This is a genomic window from Roseixanthobacter finlandensis (genome assembly GCF_043195105.2).
GTDB lineage: Bacteria > Pseudomonadota > Alphaproteobacteria > Rhizobiales > Xanthobacteraceae > NCEH01.
This window is the reverse complement of sequence record NZ_CM195536.1, coordinates 248,565-274,696: the sequence shown is the minus strand read 5'-3', so window position 1 is coordinate 274,696 and position 26,132 is coordinate 248,565. Positions and strand designations below refer to the sequence as shown.

30 protein-coding genes and 1 pseudogene are annotated in these 26,132 nt (G+C 66.3%); 20 read left to right on the top strand and 11 right to left on the bottom strand.

Going from position 1 to position 26,132, the window contains the following annotated elements; translation table 11 throughout:
• Nucleotides 1-72: 72 nt before the first annotated feature.
• Nucleotides 73-258, bottom strand: a complete 186-nt coding sequence (locus V5G24_RS01370; RefSeq protein WP_394078828.1) for a hypothetical protein — start codon at nucleotides 256-258, stop codon at nucleotides 73-75.
• 40 nt (nucleotides 259-298) lie between these two features.
• A complete protein-coding gene (obgE, locus tag V5G24_RS01365) occupies nucleotides 299-1,333 on the bottom strand; it encodes a GTPase ObgE (RefSeq protein WP_394078826.1) in 1,035 nt (344 codons plus the stop codon).
• A 161-nt stretch (nucleotides 1,334-1,494) separates the two neighbouring features.
• Here obgE and V5G24_RS01360 point away from each other — a divergent pair, with 161 nt between their 5' ends.
• Nucleotides 1,495-3,669 carry a primosomal protein N' gene (locus V5G24_RS01360; protein ID WP_394078824.1) on the top strand — a complete coding sequence of 725 codons (2,175 nt, stop codon included), beginning with the start codon at nucleotides 1,495-1,497 and terminating at the stop codon, nucleotides 3,667-3,669.
• Nucleotides 3,670-3,759: 90 nt separating this feature from the next.
• Nucleotides 3,760-3,888 (top strand): hypothetical protein, encoded by a 129-nt coding sequence (locus tag V5G24_RS01355; RefSeq protein WP_394078822.1) that lies wholly within the window; start codon nucleotides 3,760-3,762, stop codon nucleotides 3,886-3,888.
• 1 nt (nucleotide 3,889) lies between these two features.
• On the opposite strand, the gene V5G24_RS01350 is transcribed toward V5G24_RS01355, so the two are convergent.
• Nucleotides 3,890-4,927: a c-type cytochrome gene (locus V5G24_RS01350; RefSeq protein ID WP_394078820.1), complete on the bottom strand. Its 1,038-nt coding sequence runs from the start codon at nucleotides 4,925-4,927 to the stop codon at nucleotides 3,890-3,892.
• 166 nt (nucleotides 4,928-5,093) lie between these two features.
• Here V5G24_RS01350 and V5G24_RS01345 point away from each other — a divergent pair, with 166 nt between their 5' ends.
• The 7 genes from V5G24_RS01345 (at nucleotide 5,094) to V5G24_RS01315 (ending at nucleotide 9,226) form a co-directional block, all read left to right on the top strand.
• Complete coding sequence (locus V5G24_RS01345; RefSeq protein WP_394078818.1) at nucleotides 5,094-5,729, top strand: 50S ribosomal protein L25/general stress protein Ctc; 636 nt, start codon at nucleotides 5,094-5,096, stop codon at nucleotides 5,727-5,729.
• 26 nt (nucleotides 5,730-5,755) lie between these two features.
• On the top strand, nucleotides 5,756-6,367 hold the full coding sequence (pth, locus tag V5G24_RS01340; protein ID WP_394078816.1) for an aminoacyl-tRNA hydrolase: 612 nt from the start codon (nucleotides 5,756-5,758) through the stop codon (nucleotides 6,365-6,367).
• Nucleotides 6,368-6,413: 46 nt separating this feature from the next.
• Nucleotides 6,414-6,716 carry a hypothetical protein gene (locus V5G24_RS01335; RefSeq protein WP_394078814.1) on the top strand — a complete coding sequence of 101 codons (303 nt, stop codon included), beginning with the start codon at nucleotides 6,414-6,416 and terminating at the stop codon, nucleotides 6,714-6,716.
• On the top strand, nucleotides 6,628-7,083 hold the full coding sequence (locus tag V5G24_RS01330; protein ID WP_394078812.1) for a PIN domain-containing protein: 456 nt from the start codon (nucleotides 6,628-6,630) through the stop codon (nucleotides 7,081-7,083). Before V5G24_RS01335 ends, V5G24_RS01330 begins: the two co-directional genes overlap by 89 nt.
• 3 nt (nucleotides 7,084-7,086) lie before the next feature.
• Nucleotides 7,087-8,187 (top strand): redox-regulated ATPase YchF, encoded by a 1,101-nt coding sequence (gene ychF, locus V5G24_RS01325; RefSeq protein ID WP_394078810.1) that lies wholly within the window; start codon nucleotides 7,087-7,089, stop codon nucleotides 8,185-8,187.
• A 104-nt stretch (nucleotides 8,188-8,291) separates the two neighbouring features.
• Nucleotides 8,292-8,756, top strand: a complete 465-nt coding sequence (locus V5G24_RS01320) for a MaoC family dehydratase (RefSeq protein ID WP_394078808.1) — start codon at nucleotides 8,292-8,294, stop codon at nucleotides 8,754-8,756.
• The gene (locus V5G24_RS01315; protein ID WP_394078806.1) at nucleotides 8,753-9,226 is read left to right on the top strand and encodes a MaoC family dehydratase; all 474 of its coding nucleotides are present in this window, start codon (nucleotides 8,753-8,755) and stop codon (nucleotides 9,224-9,226) included. Before V5G24_RS01320 ends, V5G24_RS01315 begins: the two co-directional genes overlap by 4 nt.
• Nucleotides 9,227-9,259: 33 nt before the next feature.
• On the opposite strand, the gene V5G24_RS01310 is transcribed toward V5G24_RS01315, so the two are convergent.
• The gene (locus V5G24_RS01310) at nucleotides 9,260-10,243 is read right to left on the bottom strand and encodes an aldo/keto reductase (RefSeq protein ID WP_394078804.1); all 984 of its coding nucleotides are present in this window, start codon (nucleotides 10,241-10,243) and stop codon (nucleotides 9,260-9,262) included.
• A gap of 172 nt (nucleotides 10,244-10,415) precedes the next feature.
• Here V5G24_RS01310 and V5G24_RS01305 point away from each other — a divergent pair, with 172 nt between their 5' ends.
• The 7 genes from V5G24_RS01305 (at nucleotide 10,416) to V5G24_RS01275 (ending at nucleotide 17,444) form a co-directional block, all read left to right on the top strand.
• Complete coding sequence (locus V5G24_RS01305; RefSeq protein WP_394078802.1) at nucleotides 10,416-11,126, top strand: TetR/AcrR family transcriptional regulator; 711 nt, start codon at nucleotides 10,416-10,418, stop codon at nucleotides 11,124-11,126.
• A 176-nt stretch (nucleotides 11,127-11,302) separates the two neighbouring features.
• Nucleotides 11,303-11,566, top strand: a complete 264-nt coding sequence (locus tag V5G24_RS01300; protein WP_394078800.1) for a hypothetical protein — start codon at nucleotides 11,303-11,305, stop codon at nucleotides 11,564-11,566.
• 207 nt (nucleotides 11,567-11,773) lie between these two features.
• A complete protein-coding gene (gene ndk, locus V5G24_RS01295; protein WP_394078798.1) occupies nucleotides 11,774-12,196 on the top strand; it encodes a nucleoside-diphosphate kinase in 423 nt (140 codons plus the stop codon).
• Between the two features lie 175 nt (nucleotides 12,197-12,371).
• Nucleotides 12,372-13,073 carry a TerC family protein gene (locus V5G24_RS01290; RefSeq protein ID WP_394078796.1) on the top strand — a complete coding sequence of 234 codons (702 nt, stop codon included), beginning with the start codon at nucleotides 12,372-12,374 and terminating at the stop codon, nucleotides 13,071-13,073.
• A 142-nt stretch (nucleotides 13,074-13,215) separates the two neighbouring features.
• Nucleotides 13,216-13,956: a TerC family protein gene (locus V5G24_RS01285; RefSeq protein WP_394078794.1), complete on the top strand. Its 741-nt coding sequence runs from the start codon at nucleotides 13,216-13,218 to the stop codon at nucleotides 13,954-13,956.
• A gap of 184 nt (nucleotides 13,957-14,140) precedes the next feature.
• On the top strand, nucleotides 14,141-16,276 hold the full coding sequence (locus tag V5G24_RS01280; RefSeq protein ID WP_394078792.1) for a molybdopterin-containing oxidoreductase family protein: 2,136 nt from the start codon (nucleotides 14,141-14,143) through the stop codon (nucleotides 16,274-16,276).
• 448 nt (nucleotides 16,277-16,724) lie between these two features.
• A complete protein-coding gene (locus tag V5G24_RS01275; protein WP_394078790.1) occupies nucleotides 16,725-17,444 on the top strand; it encodes an abortive infection family protein in 720 nt (239 codons plus the stop codon).
• Nucleotides 17,445-17,566: 122 nt separating this feature from the next.
• Here V5G24_RS01275 and V5G24_RS01270 read toward each other — a convergent pair whose 3' ends face one another.
• The 4 genes from V5G24_RS01270 to V5G24_RS01255 form a co-directional block, all read right to left on the bottom strand.
• A complete protein-coding gene (locus tag V5G24_RS01270; RefSeq protein WP_394078788.1) occupies nucleotides 17,567-18,226 on the bottom strand; it encodes a YoaK family protein in 660 nt (219 codons plus the stop codon).
• 79 nt (nucleotides 18,227-18,305) lie between these two features.
• Entirely contained in the window at nucleotides 18,306-18,956 is a 651-nt protein-coding gene (gene purN, locus V5G24_RS01265) for a phosphoribosylglycinamide formyltransferase (RefSeq protein ID WP_394078786.1), read from the bottom strand.
• Nucleotides 18,956-20,053 carry a phosphoribosylformylglycinamidine cyclo-ligase gene (gene purM / locus V5G24_RS01260; RefSeq protein WP_394078783.1) on the bottom strand — a complete coding sequence of 366 codons (1,098 nt, stop codon included), beginning with the start codon at nucleotides 20,051-20,053 and terminating at the stop codon, nucleotides 18,956-18,958. The genes purN and purM overlap by 1 nt, the downstream gene beginning before the upstream one ends.
• Before the next feature lie 209 nt (nucleotides 20,054-20,262).
• Entirely contained in the window at nucleotides 20,263-20,952 is a 690-nt protein-coding gene (locus V5G24_RS01255; protein WP_394078781.1) for an MIP family channel protein, read from the bottom strand.
• A gap of 190 nt (nucleotides 20,953-21,142) precedes the next feature.
• Here V5G24_RS01255 and V5G24_RS01250 point away from each other — a divergent pair, with 190 nt between their 5' ends.
• Nucleotides 21,143-23,533 (top strand): carbohydrate-binding family V/XII, encoded by a 2,391-nt coding sequence (locus V5G24_RS01250; RefSeq protein ID WP_394078779.1) that lies wholly within the window; start codon nucleotides 21,143-21,145, stop codon nucleotides 23,531-23,533.
• Nucleotides 23,534-23,643: 110 nt separating this feature from the next.
• Nucleotides 23,644-24,153: a DinB family protein gene (locus V5G24_RS01245; protein WP_394078777.1), complete on the top strand. Its 510-nt coding sequence runs from the start codon at nucleotides 23,644-23,646 to the stop codon at nucleotides 24,151-24,153.
• Here V5G24_RS01245 and V5G24_RS01240 read toward each other — a convergent pair.
• Together V5G24_RS01240 and V5G24_RS01235 are read right to left on the bottom strand one after the other, a co-directional pair.
• Nucleotides 24,133-24,491, bottom strand: a pseudogene (locus tag V5G24_RS01240) (IS481 family transposase); the annotation flags it as partial. The gene V5G24_RS01245 and the pseudogene V5G24_RS01240 overlap by 21 nt on opposite strands.
• Nucleotides 24,492-24,648: 157 nt before the next feature.
• The gene (locus tag V5G24_RS01235; RefSeq protein ID WP_394078775.1) at nucleotides 24,649-24,867 is read right to left on the bottom strand and encodes a YgaP family membrane protein; all 219 of its coding nucleotides are present in this window, start codon (nucleotides 24,865-24,867) and stop codon (nucleotides 24,649-24,651) included.
• Nucleotides 24,868-24,917: 50 nt separating this feature from the next.
• Here V5G24_RS01235 and V5G24_RS01230 point away from each other — a divergent pair, with 50 nt between their 5' ends.
• Nucleotides 24,918-25,253, top strand: coding sequence for an ArsR/SmtB family transcription factor (locus V5G24_RS01230; RefSeq protein ID WP_394078773.1), 336 nt, complete (start codon nucleotides 24,918-24,920; stop codon nucleotides 25,251-25,253).
• Here the strand turns inward: V5G24_RS01230 and V5G24_RS01225 are convergent.
• On the bottom strand, nucleotides 25,235-25,501 hold the full coding sequence (locus tag V5G24_RS01225; RefSeq protein ID WP_394078771.1) for a hypothetical protein: 267 nt from the start codon (nucleotides 25,499-25,501) through the stop codon (nucleotides 25,235-25,237). The two genes, V5G24_RS01230 and V5G24_RS01225, sit on opposite strands and share 19 nt — an antisense overlap.
• On the opposite strand from V5G24_RS01225, the gene V5G24_RS01220 reads away from it, so the two are divergent.
• Entirely contained in the window at nucleotides 25,485-26,066 is a 582-nt protein-coding gene (locus tag V5G24_RS01220) for a GbsR/MarR family transcriptional regulator (protein WP_394078769.1), read from the top strand. The genes V5G24_RS01225 and V5G24_RS01220 overlap by 17 nt on opposite strands.
• Nucleotides 26,067-26,132: the final 66 nt, after the last annotated feature.

The following is a 26,132-nucleotide window of genomic DNA, read 5'->3' as shown; positions in this document are numbered from 1 at the left end:
AGATATCCCAAGCCGGCTCTTCGGGCCAGAGGCGGAACGGCGACGCTGCCCCGCGCCAAACGCCGTGAGCGTTCAGCGCAGCTTGGCGATGGTGAGGCCGTCGGCTTTGGCGCGGATCTTCACCGATTCCTCGCTGCGCGTGAGCGCCTGGGCGATGCCCTTCAGCGACATGCCCTTCTTGGCGCAGGCGTGCAGCTTCTGGATCTCGTCCGAGGTCCAGGGCTGGCGATGGCGTTCGAAGCGTTCCCCCGCCATCATCGGCTCCCCTGCATTGTGCCCGCGAAGGCCCGGGCGCCGCTCACGGCCGCCACTCGGGCTTGGGCAGGGCCTCGGCCTCTTCCAGGCGACCGTCCGTCACCACTTGGAACAAGGTGCGCAGCGCATCCTGCATGCCCTGGCCGGACTGGGCGGAGAGCAGGAGCGGCTTCTTCTTCGCCGCGCGCTGGAGGCGTTCCTTCTGCTGCTTCAGCAGTTCGGGCGAGAGCGCGTCGATCTTGGAGAGCGCGACAATCTCCGGCTTCTCGTCGAGCCCGGCGCCATAGGCGGCAAGTTCGGCGCGCACGGTCTTATAGGCCTTGCCGGCATGCTCGCACGTGCCGTCCACCAGATGCAGCAAGGCGCGGCAACGCTCGATATGGGCGAGGAACCGGTCGCCGATGCCGTGCCCCTCGTGGGCGCCCTCGATCAGGCCGGGAATGTCGGCGAGCACGAATTCGCGGTCATCCACCCGCACCACGCCGAGGCCGGGATGCAAAGTGGTGAAGGGATAATCGGCGATCTTCGGCTTGGCGGCGGTGGTCGCGGCCAGAAACGTGGACTTGCCGGCATTGGGCAGGCCGATGAGGCCGGCGTCGGCGATCAGCTTCAGGCGCAGCCAGATCCACTTTTCCTGGCCTTCCAGGCCCGGATTGGCGCGGCGCGGCGCCTGGTTGGTGGAGGTCTTGAACTGGGCATTGCCGAACCCGCCATTGCCGCCGGCAAGCAAGCGGATGCGCTGGCCCACCTCGGTGAGGTCGGCGAGGACGGTTTCCTCGTCGTCGTCCAGGATCTCGGTTCCGGCCGGCACCTTGAGCACCACGTCGGCGCCCTTGGCGCCGGTGCGGTTGGCGCCCATGCCGTGCTCGCCCTTCTTGGCCTTGAAATGCTGCTGGTAGCGATAGTCGATCAGGGTGTTGAGCCCGTCCACGCACTCCACCCACACGTCGCCGCCGCGCCCGCCGTCGCCGCCGTTGGGACCGCCGAATTCGATGAACTTTTCGCGCCGGAACGAGACGCACCCCGCCCCGCCATCACCGGAGCGCACATATATCTTGGCTAGATCGAGGAATTTCATGGCTTGCAGGTAGCCGCGCGTGATGGCGAAGGCAAGGCCGGAACGGCGTGGACGCTACGTTTTCGTGGTTTCCGTGGACACGGGAGCGGGTTCGCTACCACCCGGCGGCCATTCTCCCCTCCCCCTTTGACCTTTGCGCCCGCTCGGACCAAAAAACCAACATGACCGCACGCCTCGTCGATGTCCTGCTCCCCCTCGGCCTCGACGTCCCCTATTCCTATGCCGTGCCGGATGGGCTCACGCTCGCGCCGGGCGATCTCGTGCAGGTGCCGCTTGGCACGCGCGGCATGGTGGGGTGCGTGTGGGCGATCCGCACCGATGCGGCGGGCGTGAACGAAGCCAAGCTGAAAAGCGTCAAGGCGAGGCTCGACCACACCCCCTTGCCGGAGGAATTGCGCCGGCTGGTGGATTGGATCGCCGATTACACCCTCGCCCCGCGTGGCATGGTCCTGCGCATGGCGCTGCGCCATGACGAAAGCCCCGGTCCCGGCCGCGAGCGGGTGGGCGTGCGCGCCACCGGCCGCACCCCGGAGCGCATGACCGCCGCCCGCGCGCGGCTGCTCGCTTTCCTCGCCGACGGCTTCGTGCGCGGCAAGGGCGAGGCGGCGCGCGAGGCGGGCGTCTCCCCTTCCGTGGTGGATGGCCTCGTGGATGACGGGGCGCTGGAAACCCTCGTCCTCCCCCCCGAGCCCGCCGCCTATCCGCCCGATGCTTCTTATGCCGTGCCGGAGCTTTCGCCCGAGCAGGGAACGGCCGCCCAAGCATTGCGCGCCGCCGTCGCCGCCCGCGCCTTCAGCGTGCATCTGCTGGACGGCGTCACCGGCTCTGGCAAGACGGAAGTCTATTTCGAGGCGGTGGCGCAGGCGATCATGGAAGGCCGGCAATCGCTGATCCTGCTGCCGGAAATCGCCCTCACCCAGGCGTTCATGGACCGGTTCACCAAGAGGTTCGGCGTGAAGCCGGCGGAATGGCATTCCGGCGTCTCCACCAAGCGCCGCGCACGGGTGCTGCGCGGGGTGGCGAGCGGCGAGGTTTCCGTGGTCGCGGGCGCGCGCTCGGCTTTGTTCCTGCCGTTCCGCGATCTCGGCCTCACCATCGTCGATGAGGAGCACGACCCGGCCTATAAGCAGGATGACGGCGTCGCCTATCATGCCCGCGACATGGCGGTGGTGCGCGCGCGGCTCGCGAAAGCCCCGATCGTCCTCGCCTCGGCGACCCCCTCCATCGAGACCGAGGTGAACGCCCGGCGCAGCCGCTACAAGCGGCTTGCGCTGCCGGAGCGGTTCGGCGGCGCCAAGGTGCCGGGGCTCTCACCCATCGATCTGCGCAAGGAGGGCCCGCCGCGCGGCCGCTGGATCGCCCCGCGCCTGGAAGCTGAGATCAACGACACCATGGCGGCGGGCGGCCAGGCGCTGCTGTTTCTCAACCGGCGCGGCTATGCCCCGCTCACCATGTGCCGGTCGTGCGGGCATCGCATGCGCTGCCCCTCCTGCTCGGCCTGGCTGGTGGAACATCGCTTCCGCCGCCGCCTCGCCTGCCATCATTGCGGCTATCAGGCGCCGATCCCCGATACCTGCCCCGCCTGCGGTGCCAAGGACAGCCTGATCCCCTGCGGCCCCGGCGTCGAGCGCTTGCAGGAGGAGGTGCAGACCCTGTTTCCCGCCGCCCGCAGCCTCGTGCTTTCCAGCGATCTGTCCGGCGGCGTCGAGCGCATGCGGGCGGAACTGGACGCGGTGGCCAAGGGCGAGGTGGACATCATCGTCGGCACCCAATTGGTGGCGAAGGGGCACAATTTCCCCGGCCTTGCCTTGGTGGGGGTGGTGGATGCCGATGTCGGCCTCGGCCATGGCGACCCGCGCGCGGCCGAGCGCACCTTCCAGCTGGTGCATCAGGTGGCGGGGCGCGCCGGGCGCGGCTCCACCGAGGGGCGCGGCTTTATCCAGACCCATATGCCCGAGCATCCGGTGATGAAGGCGCTGATGCTGGGCGACCGGGCGGCCTTCTACGAAAGCGAGATTGCCTCGCGCGAAGAGGCGCATCTGCCGCCGTTCGGCCGCATGGCCAGCCTGATCGTTTCGGCGAGCGAGGCCCATGCCGCCGAGGGCCATGCCCGGCGGCTGGCCGCGAGCGCGCCCTTGCATGCCGACGTCCGCGTGCTCGGCCCCGCCGAGGCGCCGCTCGCCTTGCTGCGGGGGCGCCATCGCTGGCGGCTGCTGGTGCGTTCGCCGCGCGGGTTCGATCTTTCCGCCTATCTCAGGGGCTGGCGCGCAAGCGCGCCGAAGCCCACGGGCAATGTGCGGGTGGCCATCGACGTGGACCCGCTGAGCTTTCTGTGATCGCCTGCGCCGCCGCTGCCCCAACGCGCCGGTTGAAAGCGGCGCGCCCTGCTTTATGGTGCGCCGCGATGCAGGATTAAGGAGCGCGACATGCGCCGTTTTCTTCAGATCGCCCTCGTGGTGGGCTTCGGCCTCGGCGTCGCCGGCTGCGACAAGTGCGGCGACTGGTTCAAGGGCAGCCCGCTGAAGAGCTGCTCCGCCGAGCCTCTGCCCAAATGAGCTATTTGAGGTTGGGATTGGGCACGCTGCCCTTTTCCGCCTTCAGCCGGGCGATCTCCGCCCGGATCGGTCCATAGGGGCCGTATTTGTGCTGGGCGGCGGAAAAGCCGTCCGCATAAGGCCCGTATGGCGCGTCGATCGGCTTTCGCAGCAGGTCCGGAAAGTCGCGCTCCAGGCCGGCCAGCGCCGGGCGGGATTGGGATTCGACGAACGCCGCCACGTCCCAGGCATCCTCCGGGCTCAGCAACGGCATGAGCCAATCGGTGCCGTTGGGCATGTTGTTGTGGGCGAAATTGGCCAAGGTCATGAGCCGACTCATACCCGCGCCGTCATTGAAGCTGTCCGGCCCCCAGAGCGGCGGCACGCCATAGCCGAGCGCCGCGTCCACCGGATTGCGCCGCACGCCCTGCCCTTCGACGCCGTGGCAATCGGCGCATTGGGCGCGGAAAATGCCGGCGCCGCGCACCGGATCGGCGGCGCGATCCAGCTCCGGCATCTGCCCGGCACCGGCGCCCGAAACCTTCGCATCGTCGGGAATATTGGCGGAAAGCACCGCGAGATAGGCCAGCAAGGCCTGCATGGGCCGCGCATCCGCCGGCATGGGACGCCCGTTCATGGAGCGGATCATGCACTGGTTCACCCGGTCGGCGAGGGTGAGGTCGCGGGCGGTGCGGGCGGAATAGGTGGGATAATCGGCATCGGCCGCCACCAACGGCAGGCCTAACTTCTTGCGCCCGTCATTGAGATGGCAATTCCCGCAGGCCAGATTGTTGCCGGCAAAGCGCATGGCCGGATCGGCGACGGCGGGGCCCACATGGGCATAGGTCGCCTCCAGCACCGAGCGGCCGAACCGCACCAGCCGGCCGAATTCATCGTCCGGCAAAGTGCTGATCTGCGGAATATCCCATTCGACGATGCGCTCCCCGCTCCCCGGCGGCGGGGTAGGCGACGCCGGCGCGCCCTGCGCCCATGCCGCCGCGCCGCCTGCCCAGAGGCAGACCGCCGCCAGAAGACCCACATACGCCCTGCGCTGCCCCATTTTCCCCTCCCGTGCCCGTCTTTATTGCGTTTGCGGGCCAACGCGGCTATAAGCCCGCCTTCGTTTCGGCATGCGCCCCCCTGGAGGCGTGCCCAGGCGAAAGCCGGACGGCCGCGCGAGCGGCCGTTGGCCTTTCTGGAACCAGTCTACATTAGGATGAAGTGCCATGACCGCCATCAAAGAATTGAAGGCTGTGGCGCGCGAACGGGCCGGCAAGGGGGCCGCCCGTGAAGAGCGCCGCGCCGGACGCGTGCCCGCCGTGATCTACGGCGAGAAGCAGGATCCGATCACCATCTCCCTGGAACACAAGGAGATCACCCGGACCATCTACGCCGGCCACTTCCTGACCACCCTCTTCCTCATCGAAGTGGACGGCAAGAAGCACCGCGTCATTCCCCGCGACTACCAGCTCGATCCGGTGAAGGATCTGCCGCTGCACGTGGACTTCCTGCGGGTGTCCGCCGGTGCGCGCGTCACGGTGGAAGTGCCGGTGCACTTTGTGAAGCAGGAAGCCTCTCCCGGCCTGAAGGCAGGCGGCACGCTCAACATCGTCCACCATGCGGTGGAGCTGGATTGCCCGGCCGAATCCATCCCCGACCACGTTTCGGTCGACATGACGGGCGTTCAGCTCGGCGCGTCGCTGCATCTGTCGTCGATCACCCTGCCGGAAGGCGTGGTCTCGGCGCTCACGGGCGACGACACCCTGGCCACCGTCGTGGCGCCGTCGGGCCTGAAGGACGCGCAAGCGGACGACGCGGCTGCCGCCGCCGCCTCCGCCGCCGCGACCTCCTCCAAGTCCTGATCGTCCTCTCGGGCCGGAGTTGAACCGTGATCCTGTTCGCAGGCCTCGGCAATCCCGGCCCGAAATATGTCGGCAACCGGCATAATATCGGCTTCATGGCGGTGGAGGCCCTGGCCCGCCGCCATCGGCTTTCCCCCTGGCGCCGCCGCTTTCAAGGTGCGGTGGCCGAGGGCGAGATCGCCGGCGAGAAGGTGCTCGCCTTGCTGCCCGAGACCTTCATGAACGAAAGCGGCCGCGCGGTCGCCGAAGCCATGCGCTTCTACAAGATCCCGCTGGAGCGGGTTTTCGTGTTTCACGACGAACTCGACCTGCCACCGGCCAAGATCCGCACCAAGAAGGGCGGCGGAAACGCCGGCCACAACGGCCTGCGCTCGATTACCGCACATTGCGGCAACGAGTATTGGCGGGTGCGGCTCGGCATCGGTCATCCGGGCGACAAGACGCTGGTGCACCCTTACGTCCTGGGCGATTTCGCCAAGAGCGAGAAGCCGTGGGTCGAGGGGGTGTGCGGGGCATGCGCGGACTTCGCCGAACAGCTGGTCGCCGGAAAGCCCGAGGAATTCCAGAACCGGGCGCACCTGTTCCTGGATGCCCAAGGCTTCGGCGACAAGAAAACCATTGGCGATCCCCGCGCCTGACCGCACTGTGGGGCGCCATGCCGGCCGGCGCATGCGGGGGCCGCCCATGAAGAACATCACCATCACCTTGTCCGACGAGCTGACGGTCCAGGTGCGCCTGGCCGCCGCGCGCGAGGGCAAGAGCCTGTCCAAATTCATCGCCGACCGCCTGAGCCGGGCGCTCGGCGGCCATTCCGATCCGCTTGCCCCGTTCGACCGCTGGCTCTCCGGCCCCGGCTGGGACCCGGAGGGACCCCCACCCCCGATGCGTGAGGACAGCCATGAGCCTGCGATGCTTCGTGGACGCGCGGATGCTGATCTATCTCCAGGACCGCAGCGACGCGCGCAAGCGGGCGCTGACGAGGCATAGCCTGCGCTCCATCCGCCGCCACGGCGAGCTGGTGATCACGCCCCAGGTGGCGAGCGAGTTCTATGCGGCGGCCATCGACCGGTTTCCCTTCGTGCCGCGCCATGCCATACGGGACTTCCTCGGCGATCTGATGCCGGCCTGCCACTCCGCCTCGCCCAGCGAGCTGATGGGGCGGGCCTTCCACATCGAGGATCGCTTCAAGTTCGAATGGTGGGACTGCCTGATGATTGCATCCGCGCTCCTTGCGGATTGCCGGCTGCTGCTGAGCGAGGACCTGCAAGACGGCCTCGCCATCGAGCGCACCACCGTGATCAATCCCTTCACGACGGACATCGAGACCGTCTTCTCTTCGCTGAAAGATCGCTGAGCTATGGGCTTCAAATGCGGCATCGTCGGCCTGCCGAACGTGGGCAAGTCGACTCTCTTCAACGCGCTCACCCAGACCGCCGCGGCGCAGGCGGCCAATTATCCCTTCTGCACCATCGAGCCCAATGTGGGTGAAGTGGCGGTGCCCGATCCGCGCCTCGATACCCTGGCCTCCATCGCCGGCTCGGGCCAGATCATCCCCACCCGCCTCACCTTCGTGGACATCGCCGGCCTGGTGCGCGGCGCCTCCAAGGGCGAGGGGCTCGGCAACCAGTTCCTGGCCAATATCCGCGAGTGCGACGCCATCGCCCATGTGGTGCGCTGCTTCGAGGATGGCGACGTCACCCATGTGGAAGGCAAGATCGCCCCCGTGGACGATATCGAGACCATCGAGACCGAGCTGATGCTGGCCGATCTCGAAAGCCTGGAAAAGCGCGCCGCCGCGCTGGAGAAGAAGACCAAGAACGGCGCCGACAAAGAGGCCAAGGAAATCCTTGACCTGATGAACCGCGCCCTGGTGCTGCTGCGCGAGGGCAAGCCGGCGCGCCTGGTGGAGCGCAAGCCCGAGGAGGAGCAGGCGTTCGGCATGCTCGGCCTGATGACGGCAAAGCCCGTGCTCTATGTCTGCAATGTCGAGGAGGCCTCCGCGCTGGAGGGCAATGCGCTCTCCGCCGAAGTGTTCAAGCGCGCGGCCGAAGAGGGCGCCAAGGCGGTGGTGGTCTCGGCCAAGATCGAGAGCGAAATCGCCGTGCTGCCCGCGGAGGACCAGAAGGATTATCTCGACGCCATCGGCCTCGACGAACCCGGCCTCAACCGCGTGATCCGCGCCGGCTACGATTTGCTGCACCTCGTGACCTATTTCACCGTGGGTCCGAAGGAAGCACGCGCCTGGACCATCACCAGGGGCACCAAGGCGCCTGCGGCGGCGGGCGTGATCCATTCCGATTTCGAGAAGGGCTTCATTCGCTCGGAAACCATCGCCTATGGGGACTATGTCCAATACAAAGGCGAATCCGGCGCGCGCGATGCCGGACGGCTGCGGCTGGAAGGCAAGGAATATGTGGTGCAGGACGGCGACGTGCTGCACTTCCGCTTCGCCAACTAGCGTGCGGCTCAGAGAGGATGGCGCAAGCGTGGCTTGACCGCAGTGTGGCTTGACCGCGCCCCGCGCCTCCCCTCTCATCTGGAAAAACAGCAGGAGGAGGTGGGATGCCCGACATCTTTTGGGAGGACTTCGTCGAGGGGGAGGTGAAGACCTTCGGCTCCTACGAAGTCACCGAAGACGAGATCATCGCCTTCGCCAGCGAGTTCGACGCCCAGCCCATGCATCTCGATGCGGCGGCGGGCAAGGCGTCCATGCTGGGCGGGCTTGCCGCCTCCGGCTGGCACACCTGCGCCATCATGATGCGGCTGATGTGCGACGGCTTCCTGCTGCGCGCCGCCGGCCAGGGCTCGCCGGGCGTGACCGAGACCAAATGGCGCGAGCCGATCTTTCCCGGCGACGTCGTCACCTTGCGCCGCACGGTGCTCCAGAGCCGCAGTTCCAAGTCGCGCCCCGAGCTCGGGCTGGTGACCTTGAAGCTGGAACTGCTGAAGCCGGCGGGCAGCGTGGCGCTGGAACAGGAATGCGTGGTCCTGTTCAGCCGCCGCAATCCGGGAGCGCGCCTCGCATGAACTTTTTCGACGAGATCCAGGTGGGCGACCGCGAAATCCTCGGCACCCACACCTTCACCCGCGACGAGATCGTGGCGTTCGCCCGCAAATACGATCCGCAGCCCTTCCATACCGACGACGAGGCGGCCAAGCGCAGCATTTTCGGCGCCCTGTGCGCCTCCGGCTGGCACACCGCCGCCACCTGGATGAAATATTTCGTTGCCTACCAGCAGCGCACCGCCGCCGAGCGCGTGGCCAAGGGCATTGCGGTGCCGGTCACCGGCCCCTCGCCCGGTTTCAAGGATCTGCGCTGGCTGAAGCCGGTCTATGCCGGCGACGTCATCACCTATGCCACCGAGGCGCGGGAAAAGATCCTGCCCAAGAGCCGGCCGGACTGGGGCATGCTGATTGCCTACAACACCGGCACCAACCAGGACGGCGTGCTGGTGTTCGATTTCGAAAGCCGGGTGTTCGTGCAGCGCCATGCCTGAGGAGCTGGGCGGGCCGCGGCCCGCCCGTTTGCATCACAGATTGAGGCCCGCCATGGCCGCTTCCGGATAGCGCGTGCCGGCGATCGCCTCGGGCGCGAACAGGGCGTCCAGCTCGGCGATCTGCGCGGGCGAGAGCACCACTTCGGTGGCCGCGATATTCTCCTTGAGATATTTGACGCGGCGGGTGCCGGGGATCGGCACCACATTGTCCTGCTTGTTGAGGATCCAGGCCAGCGCCAGCTGGGCGGAGGTGATGCCGAGACCGGTGGCGATCTGCGCCAGGGCCGCGACGAGACGCCCGTTCTGCGCCGCCGCCTCGCCCTGGAAGCGCGGATTGTGATTGCGGAAGTCGCCCGCCTCCAGCGCGCCGGTCGCCACCGTGCCGGTGAGGAAGGCGCGGCCGAGGGGGCTGTAGGCGACGAAGGCGGTGCCGAGGTCGCGGCAGACCTCGAGCATGCCGTCCTCGGGCTCGCGGCTCCACAGGGAATATTCGCTCTGCACGGCGGTGATGGGGTGAACCAGTGACGCGCGCTTCAGGGTCGAAACCGAACATTCGGAGAGGCCGATGAAGCGCACCTTGCCGGCTTCCACCAGCCCCTTCATGGCGCCGACCGTGTCCTCGATGGGGGTCGCGGGATCGACCCGGTGGAGATAATAGAGGTCGATCACATCAGTGCCGAGGCGGGCGAGGCTGGCATCGCAGGCGGCGCGGACATAATCCGGCTTGCCGTTGACGCCGAGCCGCTCGCCATTGGGACCGCGCATATGGCCGAATTTGGTGGCCAGCACGACCTTTTCGCGCTTGCCCTTCAAAAATTGGCCCAGAAGGCGCTCATTATGCCCGACACCGTACATGTCGGCGGTGTCGAAGAAGGTCACGCCAAGTTCGAATGCGGCGTCGAGGGTTTCGAGCGATTGCGCATCATTGCTGGTGCCATAGAATTCGGACATGCCCATGCAGCCGAGGCCGATGGCGGACACGGACAGGCCGGAACGGCCTAGAAAGCGGCGGTTCATGAAAGACCTCGCGGACGAGAGAGTGGTCGATGGACAGAAGAAAAGCGGCGCGGGCGTGCCGGGAGAGGACGCGGCGTCGGGGCTGCGAGAGGCCGGCCGCAGACACGGGTCTGGCGGGGCGCGCTCTCAATCACCATATGTAAACTACACCGTTTAGTTTACATTGTCAATCATGAACTCCGGCAAACCGCCCCCTGCTCCCCTCGGCGCGACTGCAAGCTCCGCGACGCAACCAGGCGACGCGCCCCAGGATGCCCGCACACCGCAGGCCCGCGACGCGCCCGACACGAAGCTCGCGGCGCGCGATCCGCGCGGCACCGGCCGGCGCATCCGCGCCGCCGCGCGGCGCCTGTTTCTCGAACGCGGCTATGGCAACACCAGCATGGATGCCGTCGCCGCCGCCGCGCCCGCCTCCAAGCGCACGCTGTATCAGCACTATCCCAGCAAGGCGGAGCTGTTCGGCGCGGTCATCGCCGAGGTCTGGGCGCATTTCATCCGCGGCCCGGACCTGCCGGACACGGCCGAGGAGGACCCGCGCTTCGTGCTGCGCGAGTTCGTCGCGCGCATGTGCGTGCATTGGGACCAGCCGGACGTCATTCCCATCCTGCGCCTGATCATCGCCGAGGCACCGCGCTTTCCCGAACTGTCGGAGGCCTTCGCGCGCACCGGCAAGGAACCCACGCTGCGCAAGCTCACCGCTTATCTGGAGATGCTGCGCGATGCCGGAAAACTGCCGGCGGGGCTCGATACCTCCCTTGCCGCCGCGCAATTCCTGGGCGCCATCAAGGAGCCGCTGTTCTGGCCGCGCGTGCTCGCAAGCCCGATCCGCTTTTCCATCGAAGCGGTCACGGACCGCGCCATCGCGGAAATCCTGCGCAATTGAAGCGCGAATGCGACCAGACGACTCCGCTAGGTAACGACACATTCCCGAGAAATGACGTTTCGTAAATGGAATAAATTTAATTTTTTACTTTGCACAGGACTCACGAAATCGAGATTTGCTTCAGATATCGCAGCGCAATATCCCTTTTCCATCGCTGGGCGGCGTGGAGCTTTGCCATGAATACAAAGATTCTTGCTTTCAGCCTCGGCGCAGCGATGAGCGTGACGGGTCTCGCCAGCGCGGCTTGGGCGGATGAATACGTGTCCCAGGAAAACCGAGACCAATATGCGGTGAACGAGCGCGATTATGAGATGAGACATGCGCCGGTGGCCGCCCCGATGGCCGCCCCTGTGGTGCTGCATCAGCAGCACGCACGGGCATCGCACGCCATCCGCAGTGCCAGCCATGAGGTGCGCGGAACCCGCGCCACCGCGGGCTGATCGCCGCACGCCGGCGCCCCGCACCGCGCGCCGGCGCCGAGATCCCCTGCGCGCCATCCGGCCGGCCGGTCCCCGAGTGGGATCGCGCCGGCCGTTTGCGTCGGCATCGCAGCCCCTTCCCTTGCCGCAGAGCGGCATCGCTGCTAAAGCCCGCCGGTCCGCGGCAGTCGCGGAGCCATTTTCATTCATAACGACAGGACGGTCACCATGGCGATCGAGCGCACTTTCTCGATCATCAAGCCCGACGCGACGCGTCGCAACATTACCGGTGCGGTCAACGCCGTGATCGAGACTGCGGGTCTGCGCATCGTCGCCCAGAAGCGCATCCAGCTCACGCGCGAACAGGCCGAAACCTTCTACGGCGTCCACCGCGAACGTCCGTTCTTCGGCGAGCTGGTGGCCTTCATGACCTCCGGCCCGGTGGTCGTGCAGGTGCTCCAGGCCGACAATGCGGTTCTCAAGTATCGCGAAGTCATGGGCGCCACCAACCCCGCCAATGCGGCGGAAGGCACCCTGCGCAAGCTGTTCGCCGAATCCATCGAGGCGAATTCCGTGCACGGCTCCGACAGCGCCGAGAATGCCGCCATCGAGATCGCCCAGTTCTTCTCCGGCAACGAAATCGTCGGCTGAGGCGTTTCCTCTACGGACGCCGCGGCGCACAATGCTTTTTGCGCGGCGCGGCGTCCGGTTTTGGTTGTGGACCCTGCGCGTCTCCATTAGCCTCCCTTTAGGGAATGCATAATACGGCGCACCAGACGCAGCATACCCGCAGGGAACGCTGAATCCAGGATGGGGTGGGGTTACGATGTCGCTAGACTCTCCGGTGCTGTGGCTCGCGCTGCTGCAGATCATTTGGATTAATATCCTGTTGTCCGGCGACAATGCCGTGGTGATCGCCATGGCCTGCCGCTCCTTGCCGGAGAAGGCCCGCCGCTGGGGCATCGTCATGGGCGCCGGCGTCGCTGTCGGCCTGCGCATCATCTTCACCGGCATCGTCGCCACCCTGCTCGCGCTGCCCTGGCTGAAGGTGGTCGGCTCGCTGGCCCTCATGTATATCGCCGTCGACCTCGCCCTCCCCAATGAGGACACCGAGGATGCGGTTGCCGCCAGCGACAATCTCTGGAAAGCGGTCGGCACGGTCGCGATCGCCGATATCGTCATGAGCCTCGACAATGTGGTGGCCGTCGCCGCCGTGGCGGACGGTAATTGGACTTTGCTGATCCTCGGCCTCGCCATCTCCATCCCGCTGATCGTCGCCGGCAGTTCGCTGGTGATGGCGCTGCTCGACCGTTTCCCGCTCCTGGTGTGGTTCGGCGCCGCTTTGCTGGGCTGGGTTGCCGGCGAGATGCTGCTCAGCGACGTCGCAATCATGGATCGCATCGGCGGCCACGATGTCAGCGAAAGCTGGCACCTGCCCGCCGCCGCCGCGGGCGCCGTGCTGGTGGTCGCGATCGCATGGGTCATTGGCCGCGTGCGCCACGCCAAGCAGCAGGCATCGCACAACTGAGCCTTGCCGACCGGCGACGAAGGGGGCATCCGCCCCCTTTTTTGCGCCCCATACCTGCCGTAACGTCACAAAATACGGCGCGCTCCGACCGATTTCGCGGATCGCGCGATAGCGCATCCGATCAAGACAGAAGGGCTGTCGCATGGATTTCTCCAACCCGACCTTTTGGGTCTCGCTTCTTCAGATCATCTGGATCGACCTGCTGCTGTCGGGCGACAATGCGGTGGTGATCGCGCTCGCGTGCCGCTCGCTTCCGCCCGGCCAGCGCCGGTGGGGCATATTGCTCGGCGCCGGCGCGGCGGTCGGCCTGCGCATCATCTTCGCCCTCGCCGTCTCCTACGTGCTCGGCATTCCGCTGCTGAAGGTCGCCGGCGGCCTGCTGCTGATCTGGATCGCGGTGAAGCTCGTCACCGACAATGAGGGCGAGGCGCACGAGGTCGCCGCCTCCGACAGCCTGTGGAAGGCGGTGCGCACCATCGCTATCGCCGATGCGGTCATGAGCCTCGACAATGTGGTGGCGATCGCCGCCGCCTCGCGCGGCCATCCCGAATTGTTCATCTTCGGCCTGCTGCTCACCATTCCGCTGATCATCGCCGGCTCGCAATTGGTGATGGCGATCCTCACCCGCATGCCGGTTCTGGTGTGGGCGGGTGCGGCGCTGCTCGGCTGGATCGCCGGGGAAATGGTGGTCGGCGACGTGATGTCCCTGCAATATATGCAGAGCGTCAATCCCGAATGGGTGAAGCCGGATTCCGAGGCGCCCAACGGGCTCAAGCCCGCCGATCTGCCGCATTATCTCGCCAGCGCCGTCGGCGCGGCCCTGGTGGTGGCGCTCGGCTTGCTGCTGCGCGGGCGCGGCAAGGAAAAGGCCCACGCCACCTGATGCGCGCCACCTGACGCGCATCGCCTGACTTAAACCCGCCGCGTGATGCGCGGCGCCATCGCCCCACGCCTTTCGCCCCCGGCCGCCCCGCCGGGGGCGATTTCGTTTGGCGCCCCACGATGCCGCGCCGGCTCGATACGCTTGGCTGGAGCGGCTATAAGGAGGCGGAGGAGTTGCTTCGCCCATGAATGATCATGTCCGCCCGCAGGCCGTGCCCGCGCCGCAAGACCGCGCCGCCCCGATGCGCGCCACCGGGATGCGCGCTTCGGTCTGCCCGCACGATTGCCCCTCCACCTGCGCGCTGGAAGTGGAAGTGCTGGCGGACAACCGGATCGGCCGGGTGCGCGGGGCGGCGGACAATTCCTATACCGCCGGCGTGATCTGCGCGAAGGTCGCCCGCTATGCCGAGCGCGCCCACCATCCCGACCGGCTGATGACGCCGCTGAGGCGTACCGGCCCCAAGGGCTCCACCCAGTTCGTCCCCATCTCCTGGGACGAGGCGCTGGACCGCACCGCCGACGCTTTGCTGGCCGCCGAGCACACCCATGGCGCGCAGAGCGTGTGGCCTTATTATTATGCCGGCACCATGGGGATGGTGATGCGCGACGGCATCAACCGCCTGACCCATGCCAAGGGCTATTCGCGCTTCTTCTCCTCCATCTGCGTGAACCCAGCCTGGAGCGGCTATATGGCCGGCACCGGGCGGCTCGCGGGCGCCGATCCGCGCGAGATCAGCCGCGCGGCGGATCTCATCGTCATCTGGGGCACCAATGCGGTGGCGACGCAGGTGAATGTGATGACCCACGCCATCCGCGCGCGCAAGGAGCGCGGCGCCAAGATCGCGGTGGTGGATGTCTATCGCACCCCCACCATGGAGCAGGCGGACATTCCTCTCTTGATCCGCCCCGGCACCGACGGCGCGCTCGCCTGCGCAGTGATGCACGTGCTGTTCCGCGATAACCTTGCCGACCGCGCCTATCTCGCGCGCTATGCCAATGATGCGGAAGAGCTGGAAGCCCATCTCAAAACCCGCACGCCCGCCTGGGCGGCCGCCATCACCGGCCTGAGCGTGGAGGAGATCGAGGCGTTCGCGGCGCTGGTGGGGGCGACGCCGAAAAGCTATTTCCGCCTCGGCTATGGCATGTCGCGCAGCCGCAATGGCGCGGTGAACATGCATGCCGCCTCCTGCATTCCCGTGGTGTCCGGCGCCTGGCAGCATGAGGGCGGCGGCGCGTTTCATTCCAATTCCGGCATCTACCGGCTGAAGAAGACGCTGATCGAGGGGCTGGACGTGCTCGATCCCACGACCCGCGAACTCGACCAGTCCCGCATCGGCGCCATCCTCACCGGCGACCGCGCGGCGCTGCATGACGGCCCTCAGGTGCACGCGCTGCTGATCCAGAGCACCAATCCCCTGAGCGTCGCGCCGGACCAGGAGGCGGTGAAGCGCGGGTTCGCGCGCGAGGATCTGTTCGTCGCGGTGCACGAGCAATTCCTGACCGAGACCGCGCGGCAGGCGGATATCGTCTTCCCCGCCACCATGTTCACCGAGCATGACGATCTCTATCTCAGCGGCGGGCACCAGCACATTCAGTTGGGCCCGAAGCTGGTGGAGCCACCCGGCGAATGCCGCTCCAACCACGCCTTGCTGTGCGCGCTCGCCCCGCGCGTGGGCGCGCGGCATCCAGGCTTCGAGATGAGCGACCGGGAGCTGGTGGACTGGACCTTGCGCGCGTCCGAGCGCGGCACGCTGGAGGAGCTGGAGGCCGCGCGCTTCACCGATGTGCAGCCGGATTTCGAAACCGCCCATTTTCTCAAGGGCTTCGGCCATCGCGACGGGCGGTTCCGCCTGAAGCCGCGCTGGGACAAGGTGCCGTTCGCCGCGCCGGAGAAATTCGGCATCGCCGAGATGCCGGAATTTCCCGACCATTGGGCGGTGATCGAGGAGGCGACGGCGGAGCACCCGTTCCGCCTCGTGACCGCGCCGGCGCGCAATTTCCTGAATTCCACCTTCAACGAGACGGCGACCTCGGCGAAGAAGGAGGGCGGGCCGACCCTGCTGCTCCACCCCGCCGATGCCGCCGCGCTCGGCATTTCAACCGACGACAGCGTGGAGGTTTCCAACCCGCGCGGCCGCGTGCGGCTCACCGCCCGCCTGTTCGACGGCGTGCGGCGCGGCGTGGTGGTGGCCGAGCAGATCCACCCCAACGACGCGCATGCGGGCGGCCGCGGCATCAACACCCTCACCAGCGCCGACCCGGTGGCCCCGGTGGGCGGGGCGGCGTTTCATGATAATCGGGTGGGGGTGGGGAAGGTGTGAGGGGGGCTGAGTGGGCTGAGTGCCCATTTATCAACGCTCCGCTCGGAACAACTCAGATGGAAGATGTATTAGAAAATTAGCGAGGATGTGCAGTAGAGTCACGCCATTGAATTAGTGGACGGTCGCGCATTTACAGTCGTACCCGTCAAATTCCACGAGCGAATCAGAAAATATCGTCGTAAAATCATTTTAGATCATGCCGGTGGTTCCAGAGAGGTAAATCATTGGTGAATGGTAGCGCGCCATACCCAAGCCTCCGTGGGAACCGGATGACTGCCGGTTGCGTCGACGAAGAATGTGGTCACCGCCAAAAAATAAAACCTTAAAATCTCCAAATTAGTCGATGCGGATACATCAACCGATGCCTCTTATTCCACAGTCGATAATCGGCCTTCTCGCACCAATTCTCGACAAGCATTATACTCACAGCGAGTTGGATGCTATGTTCATGAAAGCAGGATTTCCTGGAAGCCCTCCTGTAGGCAATAAAACTCACAAATGCCTAACCTGGCTTAAGATCGCAAATAACGAGACGAAAAATTCGGTTGCACTTTTAGGCTCACTAATTTCCGATCTCATGGATGTCGAGCCAAGCTCCTTCAGACTGGAATCGTATATAGCGGAAGGCGATCCGCGTGAGCAGATCAAAAGCGCCTTGGCGAAAGAGGGGCTGACGTACCAACGTGGCGGTTATGTCGTCGGCGCTGAGCTGACGGGGCCGTCTAAGTCACTTGCGGAGCTATTAAATGCAGACGGATTATCGGCCGTCGAAGCCGAGTACAAGCGAGCCTACGACAGAATCTCAATTGACCCCCCCGCCGCCATAACAGCTGCGAGCGCTATTTTGGAGGCAGTTTGCAAGCATTATCTACAAAGTGAGGTTGGGACGCTACCCAATAAGCAAACTCTCTCCCCTCTCTGGACCGAAGTTGCGAAACACCTAGGCTTGTCACCCGCGTCAGTGGCTGACGATGATTTGAAACGCATTCTGACAGGCCTTTATAGCATTACGGATGGCATTGGCGCCCTCCGGACTCACGAGGGGTCCGCACACGGACATGTTGCGAAACTATACAAGATAGATGGACGGCACGCTCGGCTTGCTGTTCACGCCGCACATACAATGGCAATTTTTATTTTGGAAACGTGGCAAGCACGCAATTCTTAAGTGAAATTTAGATAATTGCAGTTGGAAATACTTAGACAGCGCACAAAAGTGCACGAAGATTCTCGCCAAAATTCGCCCCAAACCGCAGATCCGCCCACAAAGAACCCGCAGAAAGCCCCCCCCTAAACCCACCCCATCCAAATCCCCATCATCGCCACCCCCAGCGCCCCCACCAGGATCAGCAAGGCGAAGAACAGGCCGAAGGCGGTGACGGTGAGGGCGCCCAGCGCCACGCCGGCGATGAAGGTGAGCCAGGAGAGGCCGTAGATCGCGCATTCCATCGGCCGCACGCGGCCCTTGGCCGCCGCAACCAGGGATTGGCCGAAGCTGAACAGGGCCCCGGTCACGAAGCTCTTGCCCACATCCGCACCCAGCACCACCTGGTGCGCGGAATTCTGCATGCCCATGGCGATGGAGATCAGGAACAGCGGCGGCATCAGGCTGCCCGCCGCCACCAAAGCCAGCGCGCCGCACAGCAGAGCGATTTCAACCCCGAGCACCGCCAGCATCGGCCGGCGCACCGGCGCTTCCACCACCAGCGTGCCCGCCACCGCGCCGATCACGAACGCGCAGATCACCATGGCCGTGCCGAGGAGCACATGCAGGTTCAGCGCCGCGAGCGCGGTGCCGAGGCGGGTGGTATTGCCGCTCATGAAGGAGAGATAGAGCCCGCCCGCCTGGGCATAGCCGACGGCGTCCACATAGCCCGCCGCCGCGGTCATCAGGGTTGCGAGCACCAGGGGATGGCGCGCGGCGCCCGGCTTCGACGGCGAGGAGGTCATGCCCACCTGTTCCTTCGCGGCGGGTCACATCACGAAAAAGGCCGAGGCGCCGCCGGACCGCGCCGCCGGCCAGGCTGCGTTACACCCGCGGCGCGATCAGCACGTCGAGGGGGGTGCGCGCGCCGGAAATGAGGGCGCGCTCGTCCTTCACCTGGATCCGCCCGCCGGCCAAAAGCGCCAGCCCGCGCGGATAGATGATGTGCTCCTGCGTCAGCACGCGCTCCGCCAAGGTGTCGGGCGTATCGTCGGGCCGCACCGGCACCACCGCCTGGAGCACGATCGGCCCGTCGTCCATCTCGGGCCGCACCAGATGGACCGTGCAGCCGTGGAAGCGCACGCCGGCCTCCAGCGCGCGGGCATGGGTGTCGAGGCCCTTGAAGCTCGGCAGCAGCGAGGGATGCACATTGATCATGCGGTCGCGCCAGCGCTCCACCAGCCAGGGGGTGAGAATGCGCATGAAGCCGGCAAGGCAGATGATCTCGATGCCCTCGATCCGCAGATGGGCATCGAGCGCGGCATCGAAGGCGATCCGGTCGGAAAAATCGCGATGGCTCAGCACCATGGTGCGGATGCCGGCTTCCTCGGCGAATTGAAGGCCCGCCGCATCCGCCCGGTTGGAGACGACGAGGGCGATCTCGGCCGGGAAATCGGGCGCCTCGGCGGCCTTCACCAGGGCCGCCATGTTGGAGCCCCGGCCGGAAATCAGGATGGCGACGCGCTTCTTGTGCATCAGGCGCCAGCCTCCGGTGCACCACGCCCCGGCGCATCCAGCCCCAGCGTGCCGTCATAGACCACGTGGGCAGCCCCTTCGCCGGGCTCGATGACGCCGAGGCGGATCACGCTTTCGCCCATGTCGGCGAACGCGTCGGCGACCCGCTCCGCGTCCTCGGCCGCCACCACCACCGCCATGCCGACCCCGCAATTGAACGCGCGGAGCATTTCCTCCGGCGCCACCCCGCCCGCCTGGGCGAGCCAGCGGAACACCGGCGGCACGATGAGATTGGAAAGGTCGATGCGCGCGATCATGCCCTGCGGCAGCACGCGCGGCAGATTCTCGGTGATGCCGCCGCCGGTGATATGGGCGAGCGCCTTCACCGCATGGGTCTGGCGGATGACACCCAGCACGCTGCGCACATAGAGCCGGGTGGGCTCCAGCAAGGCCACGCCGAGATGCACGCCGGGCGCGAATGGCGCCTCCACGTCCCAGGCGAGGCCCGCGCGCTCGACGATCCGGCGCACCAGCGAATAGCCGTTGGAATGGATGCCGGAGGAGGCAAGGCCGAGAATCACATCGTTCGGCCCCACATCGGGGCGGGGCAGCACGGCGGAGCGCTCCACCGCGCCCACGGAGAAGCCGGCGAGGTCGTAGTCGCCTTCCGAATACATGCCCGGCATCTCGGCGGTCTCCCCGCCGATGAGCGCGCATCCCGCCTCCTTGCAGGCGCGCGCGACGCCGGCGACGATCTGCGCGCCGACATCCGGGGTCAGGTGGCCGGTCGCGAAATAATCCAGGAAGAACAAGGGCTCGGCGCCCTGAACCACCAGATCGTTCACGCACATGGCGACGAGGTCGATGCCGATGGTGTCGTGCTTGCCGGTCTCGATGGCGATCTTCAGCTTGGTGCCCACGCCGTCGGTGGTGGCGACCAGCAGCGGATCGAGGAAACCGGCGCGCTTGAGATCGAACAGGCCGCCGAAGCCGCCGATATCGGCATCGGCGCCGGGCCGGGCGGTCGCCTTCACCAGCGGCTTGATGAGATCGACGAGCCGGTTCCCGGCATCGATGTCGACCCCGGCGTCGCGATAATTGAGACCGTCCTGAGCCATTCTATCCTCACGCTTTCTGCGGGCTTAGCCGCGAACCGCGCGGGTGGCAAGGCTCAGGCGCCGCGCGGCGGTGCATGGCATGTGGACGCCCACCGCACCCCTGCGCGCCGCACGGAGCTGCCGCAAGGGTGCAAGGCGGACGGCGAAAGGCGCGCGAAAGCGGGCACCAAAGCGGGCGGGGAGCGCCCCCTCCCGTCTCGGCGCGCGCCTCAGTCTTCCAGCACGCGGAAGCGGAACAGCAATCCCGCCAGGATCGCGCCGATGGGCGGCACGATGATGAACAGCCACAATTGCGCCAGCGCCTTGCCGCCGGCGAACAGCGCCGGGCCGATGCTGCGCGCGGGATTGACCGACACGCCGGTCACCGGGATGAACACGATGTGGATCATCACCAGCGACAGGCCGATGGCGAGGCCCGCCGCCTGGGTGATGCCGGCCCGCGAGGTCGAGCCGAGGATGACCACGAGGAAGACGAAGGTTCCCACCAGCTCGGCCATCACCGCAGCGCCCAGCCCGTAGCCGCCCAGATAGCCCTCGCCCCAGCCGTTCTGCCCCAGGCCCTCGGTGGCGACATTGAAGCCGGAGAGCCTTTCCGAGACGATCAGATAAAGGATCCCGGCGCCGAGAATGCCGCCGATGATCTGGGCGAGGATGTATTTCGGCACCTGCGACAGGGGCAGCCGCCCGGCCGCCCACACGCCCAGCGTGACGGCGGGATTGATGTGGCAGCCGGACACATGGCCGATGCCATAGGCCATGGAGGTCACGGCGAGGCCGAACGCGAAGGCGATCGGCAGGATTCCCAGATGGCCGCCCCCTACGCCCGTCAGCACGGCGGCGCCGCAGCCGAACAGCACGAGCGTTGCCGTGCCAAGACATTCCGCAACGTATTTCTTCACGTTGTCTTCTCCCTGCCCGGATGCAGCCGCATCCCCGCACCATCGCCTGAGACCTGGCGACGCACCTTATTAGCGAGCCGTTTTTACACTCCCGTCAAGCTTACGCGCATCGCGTGGCGCGGCTGACGAAAGCAATCGGAAATGCTAGGTCTTCGCCATAGGGCGGGCAATGAGGGAAGAGGAAACGCTAATGCTGAAAGTGCGGCTTAAGGGCACCAGCGCGATCACCGCGCTGACCATCGCGTCCATGCTCGCAGCGCCCTTCGCGTACGGGCAGCAGCCGCCGGCCCAGCAGCAGACCCCGGCGCCGGGCGCGGGGCTCGCGTGGCCGCGCGATTTCGACGTGGGCGACAGCCGGCTCGAACTCTACCAGCCGCAGATCAACAGCTGGGACGGCAACAAGATCGGCGGCCGCGCCGCCGTCGCCATCGGCCCGAAGGATGGCGCGCCGACCTATGGCTTCGCCGATTTCACCGCCATCACCACGGTCGACAAGGCCGAGGGCCTGGTCCATCTCGACACTATCGCCATCACCAAGGTGGAAGTGCCCACCGCGCCCGAAAAGGCGGCCTCCATCAGCGAAGCGCTCACCAAGCGCCTGCCGCCGAACGGCATCACCGTGGCGCTGGACCGTCTCCAGGCGAGCTATGCGGTCAACCAGAAGATCGCCGCTCTGAAGACTCAGCCGGTAGAGAACACCCCGCCGCACATCGTCTTCACGGATACGCTCACCGTGCTGGTGCTGATCTCCGGCGATCCCGACCTCAAGCCCGTTGACGGGGCGAAGGGCTTCCAGCGCGTCATCAACACGCGGCCCTTGATGCTGCGCGACGAGAAGGGCGCCTATCATCTCCAGGCTGCCGGCACCTGGTATGAGACCAGCAGCCTCGACAGCACCTGGGTGGTGACGCCCCAGCCCGCGACCGCGCTCCAGAACGCGGCCAAGATCGCCGCCAAGCAGAATGCGCCCGACCCGCTGCTGGCGCAGGACGGCAAGCCGATCACCCCGCCCCCGGCGATCTATGTCTCGGCAACCCCGACCGAGCTGGTGCAGACCAACGGCCAGCCGCAGATGCTCCCGGTCGCCGGCACCGGCCTGCTCTCCATGAGCAATGCCGACCATGCGGTGTTCATGGATCCCACCAACAACGCCTATTATGTACTGATCTCGGGCCGCTGGTTCCGCGCCACCGACCTGCGCGGACCCTGGGCCTTCGTCGCCTCCGACGCCTTGCCGGCGGATTTCGCCAAGATCTCGCCCCATGATCCCAAGGCCAATGTGCTGGTTTCGGTGGCGGGAACGCCGCAGGCCAAGGAAGCGGCCATCGCCGCCACCATTCCCCAGACCGCGACCGTCAAGCGCTCCACCGCCGGCAGCGTCACCTATCAGGGCGCGCCGCAATTCGTGGCGATCACCGGCACCAGCCTGCAATATGCCGTCAACACGCCGCTGCCGGTGATCCAGGTCAGCTCGAACCGCTTCTACATGGTCTCGCAGGGCGTGTGGTTCGTCTCCGCCTCGCCCACGGGTCCCTGGCGGGTCGCTGACGCGGTGCCGGACGTGATCTATACGATCCCGGTCTCCTCGCCCGTGCATTATGTGACCTATGTGCGGATCTATTCGGTGCAGCCCGAGACCGTCGTGGTCGGCTACACCCCCGGCTATATGGGCGTGATGGTCGCGCCCGGCGGCACCGTGGTCTATGGCAGCGGCTATTATTGCACCGGCTATGCCGGGGCCACCTGGTGGTATGGCTGCCCGGCGACCTATGGCTATGGCGCCGGCTTCGCGCTCGGCGCCACCGTGGGCTTCGGCTTCGGCTTCGCCGCCGGCTGGGCCTGGGGCGCCGCCGTGAACCCCTATTGGGGGCCCTATTGGGGCGCCGGCCCCTGGGGCGGCCATTGGGGCTATTCCAATCTCAACTATACCAACATGTATGGCCGCTGGGGCGGCGATGCGGTGGTGGCCCATTCCTGGGGCGTGACCGCCAACGGCACTGGCTGGTCCTCGCGCGCCTGGTCCGGCACCACGGCCCGCGGCACCGATTTCGCCGGCCGCTCGGCGGCGGCGTTCAATCCGTATACCGGCAATTATGGCGCTGCCCGCGACAATTCCCGCTACAACCCCGCCACCGGGGCGCGCGGCCAATCGAGCGCGTCGGTGACCGGCAATGCCTATACCGGCAACAAGGAAGCGACGCGCGAATCCACCGGCGTCAATCCCACTGCCGGCACCGCCCACGCCTCCACCACCTCGGTCAGCCGCGAAGACGGGCATGTGGACGTGGACAGCAAGGGCGTCGCCACCAACCAGCGCACCGGCAATACGGTGGGCTGGAACAATGGCAACGTCTATGCCGACCATGACGGCAACGTCTACCAGCACTCGGACACCGGCTGGAACAAGGCCACCTCCTCCGGCTGGCAGTCGGTGGACCATAATGCGGCGCCGGCCGGTCTCGACCAGGAGCGCCAGGCGCGCCAGTGGAGCGACCAGCGCATCAATGCCGGCGCGGACCGCTTCGGCGGCGGCGGCTTCGGAGGCGGCGCGCGCTTCGGGGGCGGCGGCTTCCGGCGCTGAGCTGTGCACGTAAAATGACCGCTTGAGATGATTGCGGGTGCCCCTCGGGGCGCCCGTTTCATGTCCGGGCGACCGGCCGAGGCTGGCGCCGACTGCGATGCGAGCCTGCCATGACCCTGCGCCCCTATCTGGAATTCGCCGGCTATAATTCCTGGGCCAATCTGCGCCTGTATGATGCCGCCGCCCGGCTCGACGATGCGGATTTCCGCGCCGGCCGTGGCGCCTTTTTCGGTTCGGTGCACGGCACGCTGAATCACCTGCTGGTGGCGGATCGCATCTGGCTCGATCGCTTCACGCAGGCGGACCGGCCGCAGCCGGCGCTGGATACCATCCTCCACGAGGCGCTGGCCGATCTGCGCGCGGCGCGGATCGCCGAGGATGCCCGCATCCACGCCTTCATCGCCGGGCTGGATGAAGCGCGGCTTGCGGCCGAATTCAGCTATGCGAACAGTTCCGGCCGGCGGTTCACCCAGGTTCTGAGCGAAGCGCTGGATCATGTGTTCAACCACCAGACCCACCATCGCGGGCAGGTGCATTGCCTGCTCACGCTGATCGGCGGCCGGGACGCGGCGCCCTCACTGGACCTGCTCGCCTACCAGCGCGAGCGGCTCGCCGGCTAGATGTTCGAGCGGGGCAAAGGCGAACTGCGAGGTGCGGTCGATGCCCACATACAGATGAAATTTCTCGCCTTTCGGGCGTAGGCAGTCGTCGAGCGGCACGGGGTGTGCTTGCGGAAGGCGACGACGATCGCCGCCTCCCCCACGGACAGGATCGTCGACCTGGCGTCCTTCCGGTCGATCGGAAGATCCGCGCAAGAGGTCTGCTTCTTGCGTTTGGTGACTGTCTTCTGGTTGATCCCGCAGCGCTTTGCCAGTGCCCTCAGGCTTTCTTGACTATGCTGTATCGCCCGGCGGACGGCCTCTGCCGTCGTGGTGCATCCATGGAGAACCTGGCCCACGGCGCATCCTTCCATTCCTGAAAAGAGTGCACCATCAAAGCTCGGGATCAAACAGCGACAGGCCGTTGATGAGGCACCTGCAGCAGCAAGGCGGGCACGCCGATCAGCATCCTGCCGAAGCGAGAGTGGTGAAGGGAGTCATGGTCGTCCAGCCTCTTTACTTGGTCGCGCAAGTCCGGATGCCGAGCAGGGTGTAGGCCGGGCAGAAGCGGAACAGCGCCGTGAGCAGAAGCACCACGCCGATCGCGGGCAGGATCCAGATCCAGGCGCCCATCCCCGCGAGCGCGCCGGCGCCCGCCGGCACAAAGGGAAGAACAAGCAATATGATGCCGGCGAGCGCACGCACGGCCCGATCGAAAGTTCCGACATTGACCATGGCAGCCTCCTCATATAAGTTATTTAATACGTATATTCGAATGTTATAATATGTCAATCGTCCCGTCGCCGGCCACATCCTCAAAACCGCCCCTTCCCGTGCTTGAGACGCGCGCGGAGGAAGCGGCTGCGCTTTTGTCCTCCATGGCCAATGCCAAGCGGCTTCTGGTGCTGTGCCATTTGATGGAGGGCGAGCGATCGGTGGGCGATCTTGCGATGCTGGCCGGGCTCAGCCAGTCCGCCTTGTCCCAGCATCTGGGCAAGATGCGCCTTCAAGGACTCGTGACCACCCGGCGCGAGGCCCAGACGATTTATTACAGGCTCGCCAGCCGCGAGGTGCGCGCGGTGCTGGAGACCCTCTACGGGCTCTATTGCGCGCCGACCTGAGGGTCCGCATTCAAAGCCAGTTGCGACGGATCAAGGACGCCCGGTTTCCAACGGCGGATAAAGCCGGCGTCGGTCCCCTGTTGCGGGATGCCGGCGGGATTGAGCACCACTGATTTCAGTCCGAAATGCCGGCTTGGAACCCCAGGCGGCAGCGTGGCTCTTGCTGCCATTCGCGGGTTGCAGTATGCAATTTTCAGAAGTTTCTGAAAATTCAGTTTGCCGAGAAACAAAATGAAGCTGCCCGCCATGGTCCAGGCCTTCGTGCTGCATTTCGGTGAAATGGGCAGCCGCTGGGGTATCAATCGCACCGTCGGCCAGATTTATGCCCTGCTGTTCGTCTCGCCCCGGCCGCTGTGCGCCGACGAGATCGTCGAGGCGCTGGGCATCTCCCGGTCCAACGTGTCCATGAGCCTGCGTGAACTCCAGGCCTGGAATCTCGTCGTGCTCAAGCACCTGCCCGGCGATCGCAGGGATTTCTTCGTCACCCCCGACGACACCTGGCAGATTCTGCGAACCCTGGCCGAGGAGCGTAAGAAGCGCGAGGTGGACCCCACCTTGTCGGTGCTGCGCGAACTCCTGATGCAGGAGCCCGCCACCGAGGAGGAGCGCCACGCCCAGGCGCGGCTCGGCGAGATGCACGCCCTCATCGAACAGCTCACCAATTGGTACGAGGACGTGAAGGGGCTGGACACCGCGCGGCTGGCGACTTTGCTCGCCATGGGCGCCAAGGTGACCCGCCTGCTGGAAGCGACCGACAAGGTGGTGGCCCTCGGGCGGCCCCGGCGGCCGCGCACGGAAAAGCCGGGGGGATGACCATGTACATCGCCCTCGCCCCCGTCCCAGCCGCGCGCCCCGCCCTGCCTGACGACCCGACCCCGC